Here is a 24794-nt window from a genome sequence, read left to right on the forward strand (position 1 = left end):
CCGCAAGGCCCGGGCTTGGGGGCTCATCACCCAGCAGGAGAACCGACCTCCCACCAGCCCGGCACCGGCGCTTCCCCCCGAGCCCGGTGCGCACCGGGGTCCCGTGGAAGATCGCGAGATAATGATACGGCAGGTTTTCAGGGCGTGGAGAAACAGGCGCGGCTATCCACGGTGGTTGCTGACAGATGGTGACAACTGGGCGTAGCTGCTCGCGGGTTCTGGACCGCTGCGGCAGTTGCCACGTCACGGCATGGATCCCGTCGTTGCGCGACCCCCGCACGTCGCTTCGCTCCTGCTCCGCCCGAGGATGACGAAGGCATGGGGCTCGCAGCTCATCGTCGACGTCAGCGATTGGCAGAAAGCTTCCGGCTCTTGTTTCCGTATTGCTCTGCAGTTGCCCAGAACTTCCTGCCAGTGCCAACCTAAAAGCCTGCCAGCAGTCAACCTTGGAGATTAGCCGAAAGCCTATGTGCCTTCGTCATCCTCGGGCGGAGCAGGAGCGAAGCGACGTGCGGGGGTCGCGCAGCGACGGGATCCATGCCGTGACCGTCCTGCCTAGCTGACGGTGAAGGAAAAATCGCAACTACCACGATCCTTCGGCCCCTTCTGGCCTACCGGCCATCGCCTCGAAGGAGCGGCTTGATGATGTTCCATTCAAAGGCCGTCAGATTGGAGCGGCTCGTGGCCCCGGCCCCTGGCTGCTCTCTCAGCGCAGGTTGAACGTCGAAGTTTCGCACATACCCGTTTTGGAACGGGCGGTTATGCCTGAGAATTCAAGGCCTGCAGCTGCCTGGCGTCCTGGGCTGGCGAGGATCCGAACAGGCGTTTGTACTCGCGACTGAACTGCGAAGCGCTTTCATAGCCAATCGAAAACGCCACGCCAGCAGCGTCTACCGGCGCCTGAGCCAGACGGGACCGGGCTTCATGCAACCTGATCTGCTTTTGATACTGGATCGGCGACAACGCGGTCACCGCCTTGAAGTGCTTGTGGAAGACCGACGGGCTCATGCCTGCGATCGCTGCGAGTTCCTCGACGCGGATTTGTTCGGCGAAATGCGACCGAATCCACAGCATCGCCTTCCGTATGCTGGCCAAGCGGTTCTCGCTCCCGGTCATCTGCCGGAGAAGGAACCCGCTCGGCCCCAGAAGCAAGCGGAACAGGATTTCTCGTTCGATCATCGGAGAAAGAACCGCGATCTCGTCCGGGCGGTCCAGCACGCTTACCATGCGCCGCCATGCATCCAGCATCTGGTTGTCCGCGCTGGTGGCCACGAAACCGGCAGGTGTCGCAGGCTCTTTTCCTTTCGGCGCGTCGAGCAGCACCCCGGCGATGACGTGCGGATCCAGCAACAGGTTGATTGCCAAAAACGGGCGATCGGGGGTCGCCTCGGTGATCTGGCCCATGGCTGCCACCTCGGCTGCGGCCACGAAGTAGTCGCCAGCGCCATAATTGAGAACCCGATTGCCGATGACGGCCCGCTTGCCACCCTGAAGGACCTTGCAGACGACGGGGTCATAGAGCACCGGCTGCAGCGCTGTCGGCTGCTCCAGCCTCATGATTTCGAAGCGCGCGATCGGCGTGCTCGTTTTCGGCTCGTGGGCGTGCGGATACGCAAGCAGCTTCAGGTCATCGATCATGCTCATGCGGATCGGATACTCCTGGCGTGGACGCGGCGCAACACATCAAGAGGATTGGGCAAGAATCCGAGAGTTTCCGGCACGCGGGATCGGACGTCGGCGCTTAGGTAAGCCGTGTCCAGATTGAAAGGAATTTTACGACTATGCAGAAGCGCAAATTGGGCCTGAATGGCCCGGAAGTTTCGGAAATCGGCTACGGCGCCATGGGCGTTTCCATCGCATACGGCAACAGCGATGAGACGCAGAGCATCGAGACGATCCGCTACGCATTCGACCAGGGCGTGACCTTCTTCGACACGGCGGAATTGTATGGCTGGGGCGAGAATGAGAAGATCGTCGGGCGCGCCGTAAAAGGGTTCCGCGACGAGATCGTCATCGCGACCAAGTTCGGCTTCACCCATGACTACGGGGTCGACAGCCGCCCGGATCATATTCGCGAAGTGACCGACAACAGCCTGCGCTACCTCGGTGTCGAGCAGATCGACATCATGTACCAGCACCGCGTCGACCCGAACGTGCCGATCGAGGATGTCGCCGGCACCATCAAGGACCTGATCGCCGAAGGCAAGATCAAGTATTTCGGCATGAGCGAGGCCGGTCCCGAGACCATTCGACGTGCCCATGCCGTCCAGCCGGTCACCGTCCTGCAGACCGAATACTCGGTGTTCGAGCGTGAGGTCGAGATCCTCTTCCCGACGCTGCGCGAACTGGGCATCGGCTTCGTCCCCTACAGCCCCCTCGGTCGTGGTTTCCTGACCGGCGAAGTCAAGCCGGCAGCCGAATATCCCGAAAATGACATGCGGTGCAGCGACCCGCGCTGGCAGCCCGGCATTTTCGAAAAGAACAAGGCAGCAGTCGCGCAGTTGACCGAGCTGGCGAAGTCCAAGAATGCCACCGTCTCGCAGCTGGCGCTCGCCTGGCTGCTGGCGCAGGGCGACGACATCGTCCCGATCCCCGGTACCCGTCGCAAGGAGCGCCTCCAGGAAAACGTCGCCGCAGCTGAGCTCAAGCTTACATCGGAGGATCTGGCACGCATCGTCGAAATCCTGCCCACTGGGGCCGCAGGCGCTCGCTATGCCCTCGCCAGCATGATCCCTGAGTGGAAGTAAGCCAATCGACCACCTTGGCGGCACGGATGGATCAAGTTCTGTGCCGCCGCGAAGTGCCAACGAGATGCGTGGCGCAAAATGGCGACCGGCGTGGAGGACTTCTCCACGCTACCAATAAACACGAAGCCGGCGCTGGCTTGATTGATCCGGCCATCTGCAACTTGCGATCCCGGTCGAAAATGTAGATCAGGGGCCGCGAGACGGCGGTGCACCAGTGCGCCGCAGCAAGGAGATGGGCTTGGCGACAAACACGGCATACACGGTGTTTCAGGGGCGCGCCGGCGACCACAACGATCTGGCCGTGCCCGGTGCGAAGGCGATCGGCGACGCACTGACAAAGCGCACTGGCGTCTCACCTGTCATCATCGGCAGACAGGAACCCGCTCTGAACGTCGGCTGGCGCGAAGAACTGGATGCGGCCATGCCTACACTGCAGGCGATGCAGGCTCGGCTCAACGAAGTGTTTTCAAGCGGCGCCGTCTCCATCGCGGCGACCAGCCGCTGCGCGGTTTCACTCGCAACGCTGCCGGCGGTGGCAAGGCACCATCCGTCTAGCTGCATCGTCTGGTTCGATTCCCACGCCGACCTGAACACGCCCGAAGCCTCGGCGACGGGCTATCTTGGCGGCCTCGCGCTGGCAGCCCCTGCGGGCCTCTGGAACTCAGGTCTCGGTGCGGGTTTTGGGCTCGACCAGATCGTTCTTGTCGGCCAACGCGACATCGATCCCTTCGAGCAGGACCTGATCGAGCACTACGGCATCCCGCACATCAAGCCCAAGGACGATCTCGCGGCGCGTCTGCGCGCGGCGATCGCCGGTCGCCCGGTCTACGTGCATCTCGATTGCGATGTCCTGAACCCGGGCATCGTGCCCACCGACTACGTCCATGAGGGCGGATTGTCGCTCGATGACCTGAGGGATTGCTGCAAGGTGCTCGCTGAGCATGAGCTCGTCGGCATCGAAATTGCCGAGTTCCAGAATTCCTGGACAGCAGGCGGTGAGCCCGTCTCGCCCGAACCGCTGCTCGATGCCCTGGGATCGATCCTGTCCGGACGTTGAAGCCGACACTGTCGAGGGCGGAATTCCGCCCTCACGCCTCCGGCGTCACATCGTGCGCCCCTGGTGCCGCGCCCTTGCCCATGCTGATGACCGGCTCCATGGCGTCGAAGGCACTCGGCGGCAGGTGGCACTTGATCTGGTGGCCGTTGCCAAACTCGCGCACCGGCGGCACCTGGGTTTCGCACAGATTGCCCGGCACCTGGGACTTGTAGCGGCAGCGCGTCTGGAACGGGCAACCGGACGGCGGGTTCATCGCCGAGGGAATGTCGCCTTCCAGCACGATGTGTTTTTTCACCACCGACGTATCGGCAATCGGAATCGCTGAGAGCAGCGCTTCCGTATAGGGGTGGTAGGGAGGGGAGAAAATCTGGTCGGTGGTGCCCTGTTCCACGACATGACCGAGATACATGACCACCACGCGGTCGGCGATGTAGCGCACCACCGACAAATCGTGGCTGATGAACAGCATCGTTGTCTTCGACTTGCGCTGGATGTCCATCAAAAGCTCGGTGACTGCAGCCTGCACCGACACGTCGAGTGCCGACACCGGCTCGTCGGCCACCACCACCTTGGCCTCGCCGGCAAAGGCACGCGCCACGCCGATGCGCTGCTTCTGACCGCCCGAGAGCTGGCGCGGCATGCGTTCGGCGAAAGCGCGTGGAAGCTTGACGAGGTCGAGAAGCTCCAGCATGCGCTGCTTGCGGTCGGCGGCCGTCTTGCCGATCTTGAATTTTTCCAGCGTGCGGATGATCTGCGAGCCGACCGAGTGGCTCGGATTAAGCGTGTCGAACGGGTTCTGGAACACCATCTGGATAGCAGACACCGTCGCAACGTCGCGGTCCTCGATACCGGTCGACTGGATTTCCTTGTTACCGAGCAGCACCTTGCCGGAGCTTGCCGTTTCGAGCCCGAGCAGCACCTTGGCCAGCGTCGACTTTCCACAGCCGGATTCGCCGACGATGGCAACGGTTTCGGATTCACGTGCCTGGAAGCTGATGGTCTCGTTGGCCTTGACGACCCTGCCCTCACTGGAGCCGAAGACCTCGCTGCCGCCGACGCGGTAGTATTTTTTCAGGTCGTCGATCCTGAGCACCGGCGCACCCGGCTCGACCTTCTCGTGCTTTTTGCCGGCACCTGGCGGCATGGCCGCCCAGTCGATCTCGTTAAAGCGCACGCAGCGGCTGAAATGGCCTGCATGGCCAGTGACCGGGATCATCGGGATTTCGTCGGCGTTGCACAGGCCTTCGACGAAGTGGTGGCAGCGCGGGCCGAAATTGCAGCCCTTGGGGCGCTGATGCGGCAGCGGCAGCTGGCCGGGGATGGCGACCAGCGGACGCGAATTCTTGTCCGCTCCCGGCAGCGGGATCGAGCGGAACAGCCCTTGGGTATAGGGGTGGCGCATACGGTCGAAGACATCCTTGATCGAGCCGGTTTCGACCGCCTCGCCAGAATACATCACCGTGATGCGGTCGCAGGTCTCGAGAATCAGGCCAAGGTTGTGCGACACGAAGATCATCGAGGTGCCAAACTGCTTGCCCAGCCCCTTGACCAGCTGGACGATGCCGGCCTCGACCGTGACGTCGAGCGCGGTCGTCGGCTCGTCGAGCAGCAGCAGTGCCGGCTTGGACAGCAACGCCATGGCGATGACGATGCGCTGCTGCTGGCCGCCGGAAAGCTGGTGCGGGAAGGAGCGCATCATGCGCTCGGGGTCCGGCAGCTTGACGGCGTGGACCATTTCGAGCGCGCGCTTATAGGCCTCGTCCTTCGACACCTTGTCGTGGATCATCGGCACTTCCATCAGCTGCTGGCCGACCTTCATCGCCGGATTGAGGCTGGCCATCGGCTCCTGGTAGATCATGGCGATCTTGTTGCCGCGGATGGAGCGCAGCTCCTCCTCGGACATGTCGCCCATGTCCTTGCCCTGGAACTTGATGCGCCCGCCGACGATCCTGCCGATGTTGGAGAGGTCGCGCATGATGCCAAGCGAAACGGTCGACTTGCCGCAGCCGCTTTCGCCGACGATGCCCATCGCCTCTCCGGGCATGACGGTGCAGGAGAAGTCCATCACCGCGGGGATTTCGCCGCGCCGGGTGAAGAAGGAGATAGAGAGGTTCTCGATCTCGAGGATGGGTTCGGCAGGAGTTCTGACGGCTTCGTTCATGACGATCTCCCTCAGTCCTTCATCGATTGTTCGCGCAGCGCATCGGCGAGAAGGTTGAGGCCGAGCACGAAGGACATCAGCGCGATTGTCGGCGGCAGTGCCGGGTGGATGAAGGAGCGCAGCAGGCGGCTGGCGTCCTTGATCGCGGTGCCCCAGTCGGGGCTCTCCGGCGCGAGGCCCAGGCCGAAATAGCCGAGCGTGCCGAGCAGGATGGTGGTGTAGCCAATGCGCAGGCAGGCATCGACGATGAGCGGTCCGCGCGCATTGGGCAGGATCTCCCACAACATGATGTACCAGGGTGTCTCGCCGCGCGTCTGGGCGGCGGCGACATAGTCGCGGGTCTTGATGTCCATGGTGAGCCCGCGAACGATGCGGAACACACCAGGGCTGGAGGCGAAGACGACGGCGACGAAGATGTTGAGCTGGTTGGGGTCGATGTGGATGATGCCGAGCGGATCGGCATTGAAGACCAGCCCGGCATAGACCCAGCCGCCGATCAGAAGCGTCAGCCCAAGCAGCAGGTAGATGCGCTCGGGCCGGCTCTTGAAGCGGGTGTAAAACAGCACCGAAAAGAAGATGATCGGAAACAGGAAGAACACGCCCGCCATGGCGTAGGGGATCGGCGTGTCCATGATGCCGGGAGTGACCAGCAGGTAGAACAGAAGGATCACCGGGAAGGCGAGCACGAGATTGGCGAGGAACGACAGGAAGGAGTCGATGCGCCCGCCGTAATAGCCCGCCGGCAGGCCGAGCGTGATGCCGACCATCAGCGCAAAGGCGGTGGCCGCCGGCGCGATGATCAGCACGATCTGGCTGCCGAAGACCATGCGCGAGAAGACGTCGCGAGCTAGCTTGTCGCCGCCAAACAGGTAGATCTGCCTGGACGCCGGCTCGATGGCGCCGGGCAGCGCGTCTTTCATGATCGGGATCTGGGCGAGCGGATCAAACGGCGCGACCTTGGCCGCGAAGATCGCGGTGAACAGCCAGAAAAAGCAGATCGCGACGCCTGCTATGCCGACGCCGGAATCGTAGAGCTGTCCGTATAGACCGAGATGCTTGCGGAATTTGAAGCTTGTGATCAGCACGATGGCCATGGCCAGCCACACCGGCCAGAAGCGGGCGAGCACGCCAAGGAACGTCTGGAAGGCGCCGATATATTCGATCTGCATGCGGCCGTCTCCCTACTGAACGCGGATGCGTGGATTGAGGTAGGCGTAGCCGACATCGGAGATCAGCTGGGTGATCAGCACGATGAAGACGGAGACCAGCGAACAGCCAAGCAGAAGGTCGATGTCGTTATTGCCGGCGGCTTCGACCAGCGTGTAGCCGAAGCCCTGGTAGCGGAACATCACCTCGACGATGACGACACCGGTGAGCAGCCACGGGAACTGCAGCATGATGACTGTGAACGGTGCGATGAGCGCGTTGCGCAGCGCGTGCTTGACCACCACACTGCCGAAACTCAGGCCCTTGAGCCGTGCGGTGCGGATATATTGCTGGGTCATCACCTCGACCATCGAGGCGCGTGTCATGCGGGCGATGTAGCCGATGCCGTAGATGGCGAGCGTCATGACGGGCAGCGTGAAGTTGTAGAAGGTGATGCCCTGGCTGGCGGAAGCCGCCGAGCCGTTCAACCAGCCGAGCCACGAGGCGAAGATAACGGTGAAGATGACGCCGGAGACATATTCAGGCGTGGCGGTCGTTGCGATCGAGGCGATGGACAAGGTCCGGTCAGTGCGCGAGCCCTCGCGCATGCCGGCGAGGATGCCAATGAGCAATGCTATCGGCACCATGGTTACGAGCACCCAGAACATCAGGATGCCGGTGGCGCCGAGTGCGGGAAACAGCTTTGTCGCGACGGGCGTCTTGAACTTGGTCGAACAGCCGAAATCGCCCTGCAGGATGCCGGAATAGGTCGGCACGGCGGCCTCGTTGCAGAATCGGAAGCGCGGTACAGCCTGGCCGGTGGCCGGATCGATGTTGGGTTGCTTTTGGACAACGCCGAGCCACTGGCCGTATCGGATGAAGAAATTCTGGCGGTAGCCGTTGCGCTGGAGCCAGCTTTCGAGCTGGTCGGACGTGGTGCGCATCTCGGTCTGGCTGATCGCCAGCTTCCTCAGGTTAGGCTCGAGATTGATGAGGAAGAACACCACAAGTGTCAGGCACAGCATGGTTAGTGCCATGGTGCCGAGACGGCGCGTTATGAAAGATAGCATTGGCGTCCCCTGCCTTTGTGGGTTTGGGGTCCGTGGCGATCAACCCTCTTGCGAAAGGTGGGAGAGGCGCACAGCGCCCCTCCCCGATTTGCAGCCCAGGCTCACGCCTTGAGCCAGACCTTGCCGTAGTCGTGTTCGAAGGTCGGGTGCATGCCCCCACCTTGGACGGCAGCGACCGAGTGGTTGTAGAGCTTGCGCCAGTAGGGTTGGATGATGATGCCGGCATCCTGCAGGATCTGCTCGATGTCCTTCATCATTTCCTTGCGCTTTTCGACGTCGGCAACGGCAAGCGCGGCGTTGAGCTTCTTGTCCCACTCAGGGTTGGACCATGCGCTCTCGTTCCATGCCTCGCCGGTGCGGTAGGCAAGTGCCAGAACCTGCACGCCGAGCGGACGCATGTTCCAGTTGGTCATCGAGAACGGGTACTTGGTCCAGTCGTTCCAGAAGGTCGAACCCGGCAGAACGGTGCGCTTGACCTTGATGCCGGCCTCGCGCAGCTGAGCGGCGATCGCATCGCCGGTGTTCTTGTGCCAGTCCTCATCGACGGTGATCAGCTCGTGTTCGAAGTCGGCCTGGCCGGCTTCGGCCATCATAGCCTTGGCAGCGGCAATGTCGCGGACCTGCTTGGGCAGCTCGAAATATTCCGGATGGATCGGCGCGACGTGGTGGTTTTCGGCCGGTGTGCCGGCATTGCCATAGCCAAGCTGCAGCACCACCGCGTTGTCGACAGCCTTGTGCAGTGCCTGACGCACCTTCTGATTGTCGTAAGGCTTGTTGGCAACGTTGGTGCGCGCAACGATGGTTGCTGCGGTGACGACTTCCGACTTCACCAGGCCAAGGCCATCGAGGATCGAGACATAGTCGGCCGAGGTTTCGAAGTTGGTGTGGACTTCGTTGGCCTCGAAGGCGCTGACCATGGCGGCTGGATCGGTGCCGTAGTCGATCAGCTCGACACCGTCGAGATAGACCTCGCCATTCCACCACTTGTTGTCTTCGCGGCGCTTGTAGACCACCTTCTGGCCGACATCGTAGGAAACGAGCTCGAACGGGCCGGTACCGATCGGGCAGGCTTTGAAGTCGCCGCCCTTCTCGTCGAAGGACTTGTGCACGATGAGACCGGGATAATCGGTCAGGTTCGGGATGATGGCGATATCAGACGAGGTCAGCTTGAGCTTGACCGTCATGTCGTCGACCTTCTCGACCGAGCCTTCGCGCAGCTTGCCGGTCTTTTCGTCCATCAGCGAGCCGAGGCGGCCGGGCATCGAATTGCCCTCGGCACTCTTGTCGCCCCAGCGGGTGAAATTGAAGATCACATCGTCGGCGTTGAACGGATCGCCATTGCTCCAGGTCACGCCGGGACGGACGTGCAGGACATATTCGGTGGCGTCGTCGTTCACTTCCCAGCTGGCGAGCAGATAGGGCTCGAAGGTGTATTTGTCGGTGTATTTGACCAGCGGCTCGATGGCCTGGCGCTGGGCGTTGGCGATTTCGGACCAGTCCGCTTTGCGCGGATCCTTGGGATCCTTGATCCACTGCGCGACTTTCAGGATGCCGCCCTTGGTCGGCGTTTCCTGCGCCAGCGCCTCGGTCGGCATGGAAAGCCCGATCATACCATAGGCCATGGCGGCGGAAGCGCCGAAGGTGGTTGCCATCGCGAGGAACTCGCGACGGTCCATCTTGCCATCGACGACAGCACTCGCCAGCTCACGGATGTGGCTGGGAACAAGATCTGAGTTGCTCTTGTAGAATGTCATTTCCGTCTCCCATTGAAGTGGCCTGTAACGTTACCATTCCGCATCCATTTCCCGTTGTCAAAACGGTTGGATGTCGTCGTTCCCGTAACCAAGTCTGCAATTTTGGGAGGGGTGCAGTTCGCGCGATAGCGACAAAGTTGGCGCAAAAATGGTAATGCGCGCCGGATTCGCTGGAATCTTCGTCTTTGCTAATTTACCGGCGTTCCAACAATCAACGACAGTGCCACGACACTTTGCTGACGATGTCAGAACCGGCTGCCAGCCGGCTCAATATTCGCGTTCGTAGAAGATGCCGCCCTTGGCTTCGCCGGTGTCGGTGGCCTGGCCACGCAGTTTGACGCCACGGCCGACATTGAGGTCGATGGTGGCCTTGCCCGAACCCGGCTTGTCGCCGGCCTCGAGTGACAAATAGGTGCGGTCGTTCAGATACTTGCCGACTGCAACTGAAGTGTCGCCCTTGTCGTTGGTCCTGATGTCGAGATCATCGACGCCAAGTGTCGCGCGCAGGCTCGACAGCAGCGAGGTGGAGCCGCCGATCCCGGCCATCTGGGCAGCCGCGTCGGCCAGCTGGGCGATCTGCAGGGGCGACAGGTTCGACATCGAACGGCCAAAGATCAGTCGCGCCAGCACTTCGTCTTCCGGCAGGGCTGGCACCGAAGAGAAGGAAAATTTCGGGTTGTTGGCCTCACCGGAGACGGTGATGGTGACGGTCGCGTCGCCGGCGGTGGTCTCGGCGGCGAAATTGATCGTCGGTACCAGCGAACCGGAGAATCCGACTGAACCTCTGGTGAAGTTGAGCCGCTTGCCCAGGATGGAAAGCCGGCCACGCTTAAGCGTGAACTCACCGACGGCCTGTGGAGCGGCGGACGAACCCGACAGGCGCAGCGTGCCGCCGAGTTCGGCGTCGAGGCCACGGCCCTGGACGAATATCTGGCTGGGCGCATTGATCGTGACGTCGAGCGTCAAGGCTCCGGTGCCGCCGCTGGCCTGGGTCGGCGGACGCATCGCTTCTTGCTGCGCCACAACGGCCTTGGGAGCGTTCTTGTGCTTGACGTCGACGGCGGTCAGCGAACCCGGGAACTTTTCGGGAATGCTGATGACCGTTCGTGCAAGATTGATGGTGCCTGAAAGCACAGGGGCCGAGGTCAGCGGTCCCCTGATGGCGATGTCGCCGCCAAGATTGGCGGTGACCACGCGACCATCGGTATAACGTCCGTCGGTCAGCTTGATGGTGACATCGGCCGGAAAGCCCTTGGCAGCGTCGGTGCCGACCGTACCGCTGGCCGTAAGCTGGCCGCCCGTGGAAAGGGTCCCGGTGAGCCTGTTGATGCGGGCAACGCCGGCGGCGATGCCGACGTCGAGATTGATGTCGTTGATGGCAATGCCCGACTGCGCCATCAAAAGCCGCGAGCCGGATGCACGCACGCTGCCGCCGATGACAGGCGCTGTGGCGGGGCCGCGCACCTGGACGTTGACGTCGGCTGAGCCGGTCAGCGCCATGCCCTGGGCCGCAAGCGTGCGGGTGAGGAAGGAAAACGGCACTGGACCAGCGAAATTGAGATCGAGTGTGACCGGTGCATTGGTGACGACTGTGCCGCCGCCCTTGAGCGCCAGGCCCGATCCGTCGCCGATGGTCGACTGGAAGGTGAGCCGGCCGCCGGCAAAGGTGCCGGTGGAGCCGATATTCATGGGGCCGAAACCAGCCCCGGTGGTCTGCGAGGTTGCAGCGCCCGCAACGTTGAGGTCGTAGCCGACAGTCGGGTTCGCCGCCGCACCCGAGACCTTGACCGTGCCCGAGATCGAACCGGCGGCGCCGAGACCTGGCGAGAACGAGTTGGCGAGCGATGCCGGCACATTGGCAAGCGTCGCGTCGAGGTTGAGGGTCGAACCGGCGGTGCCGGAAATGGTTGCGGTGCCGCCGCCGAGATTCAGCGCCAGTCGGTCGAGCGTCGTTGTGCCGCCCGCAATCGAAACCGTGGTCGGCCGGGCGAGCGCAGCGCGAATTCCGCGCATCGTCGCCTCACCCGAGGCAAGCTCGATGGTCGTCACACCGCCCGCCAGCTTGACGCGGCCGGCGGCCTTTGCCGGAATGTCGGCAACGGTGGCGCCACCGGAGAAGCCCGTCCACTCGCCGTCGCGCTTGAGATCGACAGCGATGCCCGAGATGACGGTCTTGCCGGAGGTTACCGACTTGGCCTTGATCGTGCCAGAGATCGCCGGTGCCTTGAGATAGTTCAGGATGTCGGCGTTGATCGCGACGTCATTGGCGGCGAGATCGCCGCGCTTGAGCGAGCCGGTGGTCGCGTTGACGGTGACCTGGGGCACGTCGCCGCTGCGGGTGAAATTGATCTCGCCGCGTACGTCGCCTTCGGCGGTTTCGAGCGCCAATGCCGCAAGCGGGCCGATGTCGGGCATGTCGATGGTGATCGTGCCGAGCGGCACGAAACCCTGGTCGAGGACGAGATCGCCGGAAAGCTTGTTTTGACCCAGCGACAGCGACAGGCCCTTGATCTCGCGCGTCCCGTCGGCCGTCCGCAGTACGGCATTGCCCTGCAACGGCTGGCCCGCGACGTTGCCGGTGAGCGCGACATTGGCAGCCGGATTTGCCGGATCGACCTTGCCGGTTGCTGTCAGGTTGAGCCCGGTGATCTCGCGCGCCGCCGCTTCGATGCGGTCGCTGGTGACGGTAAGCGACACGTCAGGCGCGGTGCGCGCGCCCTTGGCGGTAAGCGCGAAATCGATGGCGCCCTTGGCTTGCTTGGACAGCAACGAGACGTCGGCGAAGGAGCCCTTGAGATCGGCGTCGATCTCGCTGCCCTTCACGCGCGCCGTCCCTTGCGCCTTCAACGCGCCTGAGGTGAGTTCGATGGCATTGGCGGCGAACGCGCCTTCAGCGTCGCGGCTTGCGGTTGCCGAAAACTGCGTCCGCTCGGCGAGTGCAATGCGCACCCCAGCCGGCAGCGCGCTCGACAGCACGTCGGCCTTGAGCCCGAGTTCCAGCGCGAGATCGGCCAGATTGACCTTGGCGCTCATCTGGCCGTTGAGCGCATCGCTGCGGATGGTGCCCTCGTCGACGACGATTTGGGTCTTGCTGATCGAACCCGCCATGTCGACCGTCACCCCGCCGGCGACCAGTGGCGCGAGTGTCGCGACATCGGTCTTGAGTTCTGCCACGCCCAGCTTGATCGCCACCGGGCCGCTGCGCCCGGCGATGTCGAAGGCATCGGAATGAGCTGATGCCACGATGTCGCGCAGCTCGGTGTTGCCGGCGATGACCGAGACCAGCGAAGCGCTGAAATCGACGGCTGGGGCCTTGCCGTCGCCTAGTGCACGCAAGCTGGCGGCATTGATGGCGACAGTGACTGGCTGGGCGTCGCTGCCGAGGCTGAGCACGATGGGCGCGCTGTTGGCCTTGACGTCGAGCGACAGATCGGCGGCCCCTTCAGGGTTGAGCGAGCCGGCGGCAGTTGCGGTCAAGGCGCTACTGGCAACCGTCGCGCGTTCGATGTCGATGCCGCCCGTGGTCGTCCTGGTACCGGCGACGTCGAAGGTGGTGTTGCCGGCCAAAAGCGGCTTGAGCATCGCCGGAACGAAATCCTCGAAAGCCCCGTCGCCCTTGGCTGATATGACGTTGCCTTGGTCGGTCAGCTGATGCGTGCCGGAAATGCGGGTGACGACCTTGCCGTCGACGGCAAACGTGCCGTTGCCGCTCCAGTTGGCGGCGGGCCCCTCGCCCGACACCACCAGCTCGACGGCAGGTTGGTTTGGCAGCTTCAGGATGTTGGCGATGATGCCACCCGCAGGCTCGGCGGCACGGATGTTCAGCGCGATGCGATTGTCGGCCGGGGCAAACGCGATGTCGGCATCGACAACACCTTCCTTGCCGTCGTTGCGCTGGATGTTGAGCTTGGTTTCGATGCCGAGCGGCGAACGGTCGGCGCGCAACATGCCCTTGGCGGCAAGTTCGGCGATGCCGGTACCCGCGAGCGCCTCGCCAAGCGCGATTTCGGGCAGGTCGATTTGTTTGACGTCAACTGAGACCGGCAGCGAAAAACCGCTGCTGCTGCTCTGCTTCTTGGCGCCCCCGGCAGGCAGCCGCGCGACCTCGATGCGATCGACCGCGACCCTGTCGGCGCGGAAGGTGCGCGAAAACAGCGCCAAAGGCGACCAGTCGATCGAAACGCCACGCAAGGCGAGCCATGCGCCCTGGCGGTCTTCGATCACCACATTGTCGAGCCTGAGATTGCCCGACCAGATGCCGTTCAACCCGCTCAACTTGATCTTCTGATCGTCGGTGGAGGCAACTGACGAAATCAGCCCGGCAAGATTTTCGCGGCCCTTGGACGTCAGCGTGAAGACGGCGGTGGCACCGACGACGAAGGCCAAAACCACCAGGACCGCGATGCGGAGGATGCGCAGGATTTTCTTCAGCATGACCATCGCTGTCAGAACGCCTGGCCGATGCCGGCATAGATGCCGTAGTTCGGATCGCCAGGTTCGGGATTGAGCGGCACTGCCACGTCGACGCGCAGCGGGCCGAAGGGCGTGAGGTAGCGGACGCCGATGCCAGCACCCACCTGCATGTTGGAGAAGTCAGGGATTTGGTCGGTCGAGACGGTGCCCGCGTCGACGAACGGCACGATGCCGATCTTGTCGTTGAGCGCGTAGCGGATTTCGACCGAGGTCTCGGCATATGACAGGCCGCCGGTGGGCTGGCCGTTGAGATGCGGGCCTATGCCCTGATAGGAGTAACCGCGCACCGAGCCGCCGCCGCCTGCATAGAAGCGCCGGTTGGCAGGAACGTCGTCGAGTGCAGCACCGAGGATCGATCCGAGAGCGACGCGGCCAGCGAGTATAAAGCGGTTGTTGGCGCCCAGCCCATAATAGGTCGAGCCCTCGGCCCTGAGCTTGACGAAGGCATTGCTGTTGAGCGCATCGTAGGTCGGCTCGGCATAAGCCAGCGCGCGGAAGCCGCGCGTCGGGTTCAGCTTGTCGTCGCGATTGTCATAGGCATATTGCAGCGGCGTCGAGATCAGCAGGTAACGCTTGCCCTCGGGATTGAGTGCGTCTTCGATGTCGGAATATTCGACGGCCAGCTCGGCCGAAACCGACTGCTGCTTGGTCAGCTCGTAAGCAACGCCGGCGTTGCCCTTGACTGAAAAGATATTGTAGGCGTCGGGATGTTCGAACGACACCTTGGCGGCGGAGAAGAACTTCGAGGCCGGCCCGATGACACCGGGCTTTTCGAACATGATGCCGGCATTGTAGTTGAGCTTGCTGAGCTCCATAGTGTCGCCGATGCGACCGATCGAGCCACCGATCCTAAGCTTTTCGGCATGGCCAAACAGGTTGCGGTGGCCCCAATAGCCTTCGAGACCCGCGCCTTCGGTGGTGGAATAGGTGGCGCCGGCGCCGAAATAACGCATCTTGCGTTCGCTGACGTGGACGTCGATGGGGATCTCGCCGGTCGGGTCGAGCGCAAGCGCTTCGTTGATCGACACCGAGCTGAACACCTCGAGCGCCAAAAGCCTGCTGCGCGCGTCGTCGATCTCCTTGGGCGAATAGCGACGGCCGCGTTCGAGCCCGGTCATGTAAACAGTAAAGTCGCGGTCGACGGCCTCGGTGCCTTCGACCGTCGTTGCGCCATAACCCGCGATCGGGCCAGCGGCGACATCGAGCGTGACGTCGAGCGTGGTTGTCGCATGGTCGGCGACGATGGTGCGGCTCGTCACCTTTGCGAGTGGCCGGCCCTCTTCCTTGAGCGCCCGGACGATCTGAGCCTCCGCCTTCAAAATCGCGTCCGAGCTGGCATTGCCGCCCGCGATCAGGCCGAAATCGGCGCCCCTGATATTGGCGGCATCCCCCTTGAGCACGACGTCGCCGAGCGTGAACATCGACCCAGGCTGGATGGTGACCGTCACCGGGATCGGCTGCGGACCGTTGAAGACGGCATCAGGTGCGAGGTCGTCGAGCGACGTGCCGGCAATGGTGATCTTGACCACGCCGTCATAGCGCGCCTTGGAAAACAGGGCCGCGACCAGGCGCTCGCGGTCGTTGCGCGCCTTGGCGAGCAGGCCGAGCGAGCCGGAAACCGGACGATCTTCCTCGCCCTTGAGCAGCGAGGCCTTTTCGAGTGCGGAGCGCAAATCGTCGTCGGCGCCAATGACCTCGAAAGTGACGGCATAGTCGAGCGGGTCGACGATGTCGGTATCTTCTTCCTTGGCCGAGCCCCACAGCCTGATGCCGAAGATCTCGAAGGCCGATGCCTTGTGCGTTTCAACGGCGAGAATTGTCGTCGACAACAGCACAGCCATCGCCGCGCGCGGAAGCGCGCGGGCGGTGGCTGATCTGTCGAATCCACGCATACGCCGCAAAAACATCAAGCCAAGGTAACTCCCAATCCTAAAATTGGAATGAAGTTTATGGCTTTTCGTAAAGCAGCCACATTCGATATGTCAGAATTCCTTGGGCGAATGAATGACAGCCGGGATAGGGATTCGGGTGTGTTCATCGGGGCGATCCGCATGGCAGGGGCAATACCATGCACAGCGTCCAAGACAAGTATTAAGAAGCAAGCTTAGCCTGTAAGCTGGCCGTATCGACTGTGCCACGGCAAGTTTGAACATGTCGCTTTGAGCGGCGATGAGGGTGTTGGAGGGATATGACGATGCGTGCGGCGCGGGTTTTTCCGGTATTCGTTCTTCTCTTTTTGGCCTTGGTATCAGGGGCTGCGGCAGTCGAAGCACGCCGCGTCGTGACCACTGAAAACAGCGATTATTTCGGCTTCGACCTGCGTTCGGAGCAGAATGTGACGCTCGACCAGTGCCAGACATCTTGCCTGGGTGACCAGTCTTGCCGCGCCTTCACCTACAACACCAAGGCGAAATGGTGCTTCCTCAAGTCCGACTTCGCCACGATCAAGCCTTTCACCGGCGCGGTCGCCGGCAAGGTCGTGCCGGTCAGCGGCGCGCCCGATATCGGCGCGCCGGCGGAGCTCACCTTCTTCCCGGCATCGATGGTCGACGAGGCGCGCCAGTACCGCAACGCACTGACCAACAACAATGTCGTCGACCCCTCGTTCGGCCTGGCCGGGCTGGTCGATGCGGGTGAGGCAGCGTTTCAGGGGGGCGACGGTCGTACCGCCATGCAGAAGTTCCGCGCCGCGGCCATCATCCTGCCTGACGACGCCGCGATCTGGAGCCGCCTGGCGCGCGCCACATCTACCGTCCCGCCGATCAATGGCGAGGAAACCGCATCGCTTCAGCGCGATTCGACGTCGTCCGCCTACAACGCCTATCTGCTGTCCCGCTCGGCCATTGGCCGCGCCGAGACGCTGACGCTCTTGGCGCGTGGCCTCGACAAGCGCGACATGTTCCGCCCCTCGCTGCAGGCCTATGAGGCGAGCCTGGCGCTCGACAATTCGGCCGCGATCCGCGCCGAATACGAGGAGCTGAAGGCGCGAAAAGGCTTCCGCGTCGTCGAACACACGATCGATGCCGACACCACCTCGCCGCGCGTCTGCGCCCAGTTCTCCGAGGCGCTGGTCAAGACGGGCGTCGACTACGCCCCCTTCGTCACCGTCGACGACGCGGCGCCCAAGAGCGTCGAGGCCAAGGACAACCAGATCTGCGTCGAAGGGCTCGAGCACGGCCAGCATTACCGCGTGACCTTCCGCTCCGGCCTGCCAGCGGCCCTTGGCGAGGTGCTCGCAGCCCCCGTCGTGCTCTCGGTCTATGTCCAGGACCGCGGCCAGTCGGCCCGCTTCACCGGCGACAGCTTCGTTCTGCCTTCTTCCGCCCGCCGGGGCATTCCAGTCGTCACCGTCAACATGGAAGCGGCCGACATGAAGCTCTATCGCGTCGGCGACCGCTCGCTGGCGCAGCTTCTGTCCGGCTACCAGTTCCTGCGCCAGCTCGATGGCTATGATCTTTCGAACATCGCCGACCAGATGGGTGAACCGGTGTGGACCGGCCAGCTTGCGATCGTAAACGAGCTCAACAAGGAAGTGACAACCTCCTTCCCGGTCGATGAGGCGCTGCCCAACCGCAAGCCCGGCGTCTATGTGCTGACTGCGCAACCCGTCGACGACAAGAGCGACACCTGGGCGACCAAGGCGACACAATGGTTCGTCGTCTCCGACATCGGCCTCTCGACCTATACCGGCCAGGACGGTCTCAACGTGTTCGCCCGCTCGCTCGGTTCAGCCAAGCCGATCACTGATGCCGAACTGACGCTGCTTGCCCGCAACAACGAGATCCTCGGCACCGCCAAGACCGACGCCGAGGGCCGCGCCACCTTCAATCCGGGCCTGACCCGTGGCGAAGGCGGCCTGGCACCGGCCGTTTTGATGGCAAAGCAGGGTGATACCGATTTCGTCTTCCTCGACATGACGCGCGCCGGCTTCGACTTGTCCGACCGCGGCGTCACCGGCCGCGCGGCACCTGGCGCGCTCGACGTCTATGCATGGACCGAGCGCGGCATCTACCGCGTCGGCGAGACCGTGCATGCGGCAGCCCTTGCCCGCGACGACGCCGCCAAGGGTGTCGACAATCTGCCGCTGACCTTCATCTTCACCCGTCCCGACGGCGTCGAGGACCGGCGCATCGTCAGCCAGGGCGGCAATGCCGGCGGCCACGCCGTCGACCTTTCGCTGTCGACCTCCGCCATGCGCGGCACCTGGACGCTTGCCATCCACACCGACCCCAAGCAGCCGGCTGTCGCCAGCCAGATGTTCCTGGTCGAGGACTTCGTGCCCGACCGCATCGAGTTCACCCTGACCGCCGACCGCAAGGAGATCGCAGCGGGCGAAACCGCCACGGCCACCGTCGACGGCCGCTTCCTCTATGGCGCACCCGCTGCCGGGCTTGCGCTCGAAGGCGAAGTGACGCTGTCGACCAAGCGCGAATGGGATGCCTTCAAGGGCTACTATTTCGGTCTTGCCGACGAGCAGGAAGGCGAAGCCACGCGCATTCCGCTGACCGACCTGCCCGTGGTCGGCGATGACGGCAAGGCGACCTTCCCCGTTTCGGTCGGCCAGCTGCCCTCAACGACCCGCCTGGTCAATGCGGCACTGACCGTGCGCATGCGCGAAACCGGCGGTCGCGCCGTCGAAGAAAAGCTCGACATCGGCATCCGCCCGCAAGCCACCGTGATCGGCATCCGCCCCGACTTCTCGGGCGAGGAAGTGCCGCAAGGTGGTACCGCCAAGTTCAACCTGATTGCGGCTGAGCCCGACGGCAAGCGCGCGGCACTCGCTGGCGCCCAATGGTCGCTGGTCAAAGTCGAGCGCAACTATCAATGGTACCGCTCGGGCAACAGCTGGAATTACGAGCCGGTGACCTTCACCAAGTCGGTGGCCACCGGCCAGGTCGACCTTACCGCCGAAGGCGAAGCCACCGTTTCGCTGCCCGTCGACTGGGGCCGCTACCGGCTGGAAGTCGAGACCGCCGATCCGGCAGGCCCGGCGACGAGCTATGAGTTCGACGCCGGCTGGTATGTCTCGGCGACCTCGACCGAGACGCCCGACGGCCTCGAAGTCGCGCTCGACAAGGAGACCTACAAGGCAGGCGAAGTGGCCAAGCTTCAAGTTTCGCCACGCTTTGCCGGCGAGCTTTTGGTCACTGTCGGCGCTGAAAAGCTGCTGAAGACTGTTACGGCAAGCATTCCCGAAGGCGGCGCGACCGTCGACATTCCCGTCGGCGAGGACTGGGGCGCGGGTGCCTATGTGACCGCCACGCTCTATCGCCCAGGCGAGGCGCAGGAATCGCGCATGCCTGCCCGTGCGATCGGCCTGAAATGGCTGGCCGTCGACCCCGCCGACAAGAAGCTCAATGTCGCGCTGACGCTGCCCGAAAAGACAGTGTCGCGTCAGACCCTGTCGATCCCGGTTTCGGTGACGGGGGCCGCGGCTGGCGAAAAGGCCTATGTCACGGTTGCCGCCGTCGATGTCGGCATCCTCAACCTGACCAACTACAAGGCGCCGGACCCTGAAGGCTGGTATTTCGGCCAGCGCATGCTCGGGCTCGAACTGCGTGACCTCTATGGCCGCCTGATCGACGGTTCGCTGGGCGCCATGGGCAAGTTGCGCACCGGCGGTGACGGCGCGGCACTGACCTCGCAAGGCAGCCCGCCCAAGGAAAAGCTTGTCGCCTTCTTCTCCGGCATCGTCGAGCTCGATGCCGACGGCAAGGCGACCGTCGATTTCGACATCCCGCAGTTTAACGGCACCGTGCGCGTGATGAGCGTGGCCTGGACCAAGAACGCTGTCGGCCACGCCACAGGCGACGTGATCGTGCGCGATCCGATCGTGTTGACGGCCGGCATGCCGCGCTTCATGGGGCCGGGCGACTTCGCCGAGATGACGCTCGACATCACCAACACCGATGCCCCGGCTGGCGACTATACGCTCGCTGTCGAGACATCGGGGGACCTCACGACCGGCGATGCCGCCCTGCCCGAAAAGGTGACGCTGGAGCCGGACAAACGGCAGACGATCAAGATCCCGCTGATGCCGCTGACGGCGGGAACCGCCGGATTGACCATCCGTCTTGCCAACGCCGATGGGCTCGAAGTCGAACAGGAACTGTCCTTCCCTGTGCGTCCCGGCCAATTGCCGGTAACCACGCGCATGGTGGTGGACCTCAAGCCCAACGCTTCGCTGCGCATCGACAAGGAGCTGCTGGCTGCAAGCCTGCTCGACGATGCCCATGTCAGTGTCGGCGTATCGCTGGCGTCTGCCTTCGACGTGCCGTCGCTCTTGATGACGCTCGACCGCTACCCCTATGGCTGTGCGGAGCAGACGACCAGCCGGGCGCTCCCGCTACTCTATGTCAGCGAGCTCAGCGCCGAGAACGGCATGGCCGACGATCCTGAACTGCGCGAGCGCATCCAGGGCGCGATCTACCGCGTGCTCAACTATCAGTCGTCTTCGGGCAGCTTCGGGCTGTGGTCGCCCGGTTCCGGCGACCTCTGGCTTGACGCCTATGTCACCGACTTCCTGACCAGGGCACGCGAAAAGGGCTTCGACGTGCCGCAAGGCGCGATGATGCAGGCGCTCAACAACCTGCAGAACGCCATCGGCTACGACGTCGATGTCGAGGATCGCGGCTCGGAAATCGCCTATTCCCTCTATGTGCTGGCGCGCAACAAGAAGGCCTCGGTCGGCGACCTGCGCTACTTCGCCGACACCAAGCTCGAAGCCTTCACCAGCCCGATGGCGGTGGCGCAGCTCGGCGCGAGCCTCGCACTCTATGGCGATGGCCAGCGTTCGGAAAACCTGTTCGGAGCGGCCCTGCAACTCGCCAAGGCGACGCCCGAACACGACTGGTACCGCTCGGACTATGGCTCGCGCCTGCGCGATGGCGCGGCCATGCTGGCGCTCGCCGCTGAAAGCAAGCCGTTGCCTTCGGTGGTGCCCGCACTGGTCAAGATGGTGGCAGCGGACCGCATTGCGACCAAATGGACCAGCACCCAGGACGACGCCTGGATGCTGCTGGCAGCGCGCGCGCTCAAGTCCGGCAACGAGGCGATTTCGCTCGACGTCAACGGTGCCACCCACAGTGGCGCCTATTCCGAGCGCGTTGAAGGGGCCGATCTCCTGATCAACCCGATCGTCATCGCCAACAAGGGCAAGGATGCGCTTCAGGCGGTGGTGACGACAGTCGCTGCTCCTGCACAACCTTTGCCCGCTGGTGGTGACGGTTTTGAGATCGCCCGCACTTACTACCGTCTCGACGGTAGCGAGGCCAACGTGACGGAGGCGCAGCAGAACGAGCGTTTCGTCGTCGTACTCAAGGTCAGGGAGTTCAACGACTGGGCCTCGCGTATCCTGGTCTCGGACATGCTGCCGGCCGGCTTCGAGATCGACAATCCAGGGCTGGTCAACAGCGCCAATTTGTCGAACTTCTCCTGGCTGGAACAGACGGAAGCGGCACATCTCGAATTCCGCAACGACCGCTTCGTCGCCGCCATGAACAGCGGCGAGGGCTCCAACCAGGAGTTTACGCTGGCCTATGTCGTGCGCGCGGTGACGCCTGGCGTCTACATGCACCCGGCAGCGAGCGTCGAGGACATGTACCGGCCGCAGTTTTCGGCACGTACGGCCACCGGCATGATGGAGGTGAAGGCGGAATAAGATGTCTGCTTTCAGTTCAGCATCGACTTCGGCGGGAGGGTTCGCGCTGCCCCTCATCCGCCTGCCGGCACCTTCTCCCCGTGAACGGGGAGAAGGGACAAGCTGCAACGCTGACGCCCCCCTCGCCCCGTTTACGGGGAGAGGGTAAGGGTGAGGGGCGGCGCAATGTTCTCCGCAAAAACCGCGCGCAGGATCATCCTCTGGGCAACTGGCGCAGCCAGCCTGGCAGCCATCTCCTTCGGCGGCCTGTTTGCGCTCGACCGTTCCTTCCCGCCGCCCTTGCCCGAAAAGCTGATCGTCTCCGCCGAAGTTGTCGACCGCGACGGCCAGCTGTTGCGGGCCTTCGCCACGCCGAGCGGGCATTGGCGGCTTGGCGTCAACCTCGACCAGGTCGACCCGCAACTGGTGAAGATGCTGGTGGCTTATGAGGACAAGCGCTTCTGGGACCATGAGGGCGTCGATGTGCTGGCGCTGGGGCGCGCAGCCCAGCAATTCGTCACCAACGGCCGCATCGTCTCGGGCGGCTCGACCCTGTCGATGCAGTTGGCGCGGCTGATCGAGCCACGGAGCGAGCGCAGTTTTGGCTCCAAGCTCAGGCAGCTGGCACGCGCGCTGCAGATCGAGCGGCGGCTGACAAAGCGCGAAATCCTAGAACGCTACCTGACGCTTGCGCCTTATGGCGGCAATCTCGAAGGTGTGCGCGCGGCTTCGCTCGCCTATTTCGGCAAGGAGCCCAAGCGGCTGACCGTTTCGGAAGCCGCCCTTCTGGTCGCGCTGCCGCAGCTGCCGGAAAGGCGGCGGCCCGACCGCAACCCAGAGAATGCGCAGGCCGCGCGCGACCGGGTGCTCGGCCGCATGGTGACATCGGGCCTGCTCGGCGCAAACGAGGCCGCGCGGGCGGCACTTGAAGACGTGACCGCCATGCGGCTGGCTCTCCCCACACTGGCACCGCATGCCTCGGATACCGCCTTGCGCAACCAGCCCGGCATTGACCGCCATCAGCTGACATTGCGCAAAAGCGTGCAGGAAGGCCTGGAAGTCGTGGCGCGCGAAGCAGCCACCCGGCTCGGCCCCAGAATTTCGGTCGCCATGGTGTTGGCCGACGCAATGACAGGCGAAATTCTCGGCGAAGTCGGTTCGGCCAATTTCTTCGACGCCTCGCGTTCCGGCTGGATCGACATGACCAGGACGGTGCGCTCACCGGGCTCGACGCTGAAACCGTTCATCTACGGTCTCGCCTTCGAACAGGGGCTGGTGGCGCAGGAGACGCTGATCGAGGATCGGCCGGCCGATTTCGCCGGCTATCGGCCCAGGAATTTCGACATGAGCTACCAGGGCGACGTGTCGGTGCGCCAGGCGCTGCAGCTGTCGCTCAACGTGCCCGCGATCCGGCTGCTCGACGCGGTCGGGCCGCAACGGCTGACCGCGCGTTTCCGCCAGGCCGGCGTGACGCCGTCGCTGCCTGCGAATGAAGTGCCGGGCCTTGCCATCGGCCTCGGCGGCGTCGGTGTGACCCTGCGCGATCTTGTCCAGCTCTATACCGGGCTCGCCAATGGCGGCCGCGCCAAGATTTTGCGCGACGGGGCGGAGGCCCAGGTGCCTGCCCCGCTGGCCAACGGCACGATCCTGGAGGAGCAGGCAGCCTGGCAAATCGCCGACATGCTGTCGGGCGTCAAGCCGCCGGAGGGTGCTGCCAAGCGCACCATCGCCTACAAGACCGGCACCTCCTACGGCTACCGCGACGCCTGGTCGATCGGCTATGACGGCCGTTACGTGCTCGGCGTCTGGGCCGGACGGCCGGATGCCGGTGCCGTGCCCGGACTGTCGGGTTATGTCTCGGCAGCGCCCATCCTGTTTGAGGCGTTTTCGCGTTCCGGCCTGCCCGCCATGGCCCTGCCGCGCCCGCCAGCGGGAACGCTGCGCACCGCCCGCGCCGACCTGCCGGTGACGCTTGAACGCTTTTCTTCGACTGGACAGTTGCCGGTCGTCGCCGCAGTCACTGAACCCGCGCCGCAGATCATCTTCCCGCCCGACGGCGCGCGTGTCGAACTGGGCGCGGCATCGGCCGGCGCGCCGCCGTTGGTGCTCAAGCTGCAAGGCGGGCGGGCGCCGTTTCGCTGGCTCGCCAACGGCAAGCCGCTGACCTCGGTCGAGCGCCGCCGCACCGCGACCTGGCAGCCCGACGGCACCGGTTTCTCGACACTAACCGTCATCGACGCAGCGGGGCGGGCGGCGAGTGTCAGGGTGTTCGTGGAGTAGATGATTTGATCTTGCGACTGCACATGTTCGACGTGCTTCTGGAAGTCGACCCGACATTCCAGCCGGTTTGGGATGCGTTTCTGGACAAATGGCGCGACCAGATCGACCTGCCGCTGTACCTGGCCCTAGGGGACCTCGCTCGACACGTGGTCGGCAAGCTCGAAAGCGGTCACACCGGTGATCTTCAGCATATATTCGTAGTCGTCGAGCGTTGGCTCGCCGATGGCGATGAGTTCGTGCAGGAAGCAACGACGATCGGGCTGCTGGAAGAACTCCAAAACCCGAACCTTCACAAAACCACATCGCCAGATCAGTTGAAGCTGTGGCTGGGCCCGCGCAGCGCAACGCAATGGATCGAGGTCGAACGATTTTGGTCGGGGCAAATTGCCAAGGCCTGACCATCCCTTGCCTCCCCCACTAACTCCCCTGGCTGTCATCGTTCGTGTCGAACGTTTCAATCGCTCAGA

12 protein-coding genes are annotated in these 24794 nt (G+C 63.6%); 5 read left to right on the forward strand and 7 right to left on the reverse strand.

All coding sequences use genetic code 11. The annotated features are described in order from the left end of the window. Positions 1 to 759: 759 nt before the first annotated feature. Positions 760 to 1644, reverse strand: coding sequence for an AraC family transcriptional regulator (locus AC1DLV_RS27225; protein WP_476803160.1), 885 nt, complete (start codon positions 1642 to 1644; stop codon positions 760 to 762). Between the two features lie 137 nt (positions 1645 to 1781). Here AC1DLV_RS27225 and AC1DLV_RS27230 point away from each other — a divergent pair, with 137 nt between their 5' ends. Then, entirely contained in the window at positions 1782 to 2747 is a 966-nt protein-coding gene (locus AC1DLV_RS27230; protein WP_476803161.1) for an aldo/keto reductase, read from the forward strand. Between the two features lie 232 nt (positions 2748 to 2979). After that, on the forward strand, positions 2980 to 3804 hold the full coding sequence (locus tag AC1DLV_RS27235; protein ID WP_476803193.1) for an arginase family protein: 825 nt from the start codon (positions 2980 to 2982) through the stop codon (positions 3802 to 3804). 31 nt (positions 3805 to 3835) lie between these two features. On the opposite strand, the gene AC1DLV_RS27240 is transcribed toward AC1DLV_RS27235, so the two are convergent. From AC1DLV_RS27240 to AC1DLV_RS27265, 6 genes are all read right to left on the reverse strand, one after another. After that, complete coding sequence (locus AC1DLV_RS27240; RefSeq protein ID WP_476836297.1) at positions 3836 to 5965, reverse strand: dipeptide ABC transporter ATP-binding protein; 2130 nt, start codon at positions 5963 to 5965, stop codon at positions 3836 to 3838. 11 nt (positions 5966 to 5976) lie between these two features. Continuing rightward, positions 5977 to 7134, reverse strand: coding sequence for an ABC transporter permease (locus tag AC1DLV_RS27245; protein ID WP_476803163.1), 1158 nt, complete (start codon positions 7132 to 7134; stop codon positions 5977 to 5979). Between the two features lie 12 nt (positions 7135 to 7146). Then, positions 7147 to 8181: an ABC transporter permease gene (locus AC1DLV_RS27250; RefSeq protein ID WP_476803164.1), complete on the reverse strand. Its 1035-nt coding sequence runs from the start codon at positions 8179 to 8181 to the stop codon at positions 7147 to 7149. A gap of 101 nt (positions 8182 to 8282) precedes the next feature. Further along, positions 8283 to 9935 (reverse strand): ABC transporter substrate-binding protein, encoded by a 1653-nt coding sequence (locus AC1DLV_RS27255; protein ID WP_476803165.1) that lies wholly within the window; start codon positions 9933 to 9935, stop codon positions 8283 to 8285. A 267-nt stretch (positions 9936 to 10202) separates the two neighbouring features. Further along, positions 10203 to 14369, reverse strand: coding sequence for a translocation/assembly module TamB domain-containing protein (locus tag AC1DLV_RS27260; RefSeq protein WP_476803166.1), 4167 nt, complete (start codon positions 14367 to 14369; stop codon positions 10203 to 10205). Between the two features lie 11 nt (positions 14370 to 14380). Next, positions 14381 to 16300 (reverse strand): autotransporter assembly complex protein TamA, encoded by a 1920-nt coding sequence (locus AC1DLV_RS27265; RefSeq protein ID WP_476836298.1) that lies wholly within the window; start codon positions 16298 to 16300, stop codon positions 14381 to 14383. Between the two features lie 296 nt (positions 16301 to 16596). Here AC1DLV_RS27265 and AC1DLV_RS27270 point away from each other — a divergent pair, with 296 nt between their 5' ends. From AC1DLV_RS27270 to AC1DLV_RS27280, 3 genes are all read left to right on the forward strand, one after another. Further along, positions 16597 to 22068, forward strand: a complete 5472-nt coding sequence (locus AC1DLV_RS27270; RefSeq protein WP_476803168.1) for an alpha-2-macroglobulin family protein — start codon at positions 16597 to 16599, stop codon at positions 22066 to 22068. 165 nt (positions 22069 to 22233) lie between these two features. After that, on the forward strand, positions 22234 to 24327 hold the full coding sequence (pbpC, locus tag AC1DLV_RS27275) for a penicillin-binding protein 1C (RefSeq protein ID WP_476803169.1): 2094 nt from the start codon (positions 22234 to 22236) through the stop codon (positions 24325 to 24327). A gap of 5 nt (positions 24328 to 24332) precedes the next feature. Next, positions 24333 to 24725 carry a DUF7674 family protein gene (locus AC1DLV_RS27280; protein WP_476803170.1) on the forward strand — a complete coding sequence of 131 codons (393 nt, stop codon included), beginning with the start codon at positions 24333 to 24335 and terminating at the stop codon, positions 24723 to 24725. Positions 24726 to 24794: the final 69 nt, after the last annotated feature.

The sequence above is a fragment of the Aminobacter sp. 01T433 genome (genome assembly GCF_056398585.1).

Coding starts and splice junctions, on each gene's coding strand:
- AC1DLV_RS27225 (WP_476803160.1), bottom strand. CDS start 1,644: ATGAGCATGATCGATGACCTGAAGCTGCTTGCGTATCCGCACGCCCAC.
- AC1DLV_RS27230 (WP_476803161.1), top strand. CDS start 1,782: ATGCAGAAGCGCAAATTGGGCCTGAATGGCCCGGAAGTTTCGGAAATC.
- AC1DLV_RS27235 (WP_476803193.1), top strand. CDS start 2,980: ATGGGCTTGGCGACAAACACGGCATACACGGTGTTTCAGGGGCGCGCC.
- AC1DLV_RS27240 (WP_476836297.1), bottom strand. CDS start 5,965: ATGAACGAAGCCGTCAGAACTCCTGCCGAACCCATCCTCGAGATCGAG.
- AC1DLV_RS27245 (WP_476803163.1), bottom strand. CDS start 7,134: ATGCAGATCGAATATATCGGCGCCTTCCAGACGTTCCTTGGCGTGCTC.
- AC1DLV_RS27250 (WP_476803164.1), bottom strand. CDS start 8,181: ATGCTATCTTTCATAACGCGCCGTCTCGGCACCATGGCACTAACCATG.
- AC1DLV_RS27255 (WP_476803165.1), bottom strand. CDS start 9,935: ATGACATTCTACAAGAGCAACTCAGATCTTGTTCCCAGCCACATCCGT.
- AC1DLV_RS27260 (WP_476803166.1), bottom strand. CDS start 14,369: ATGCTGAAGAAAATCCTGCGCATCCTCCGCATCGCGGTCCTGGTGGTT.
- AC1DLV_RS27265 (WP_476836298.1), bottom strand. CDS start 16,300: ATGCGTGGATTCGACAGATCAGCCACCGCCCGCGCGCTTCCGCGCGCG.
- AC1DLV_RS27270 (WP_476803168.1), top strand. CDS start 16,597: ATGACGATGCGTGCGGCGCGGGTTTTTCCGGTATTCGTTCTTCTCTTT.
- pbpC (WP_476803169.1), top strand. CDS start 22,234: ATGTTCTCCGCAAAAACCGCGCGCAGGATCATCCTCTGGGCAACTGGC.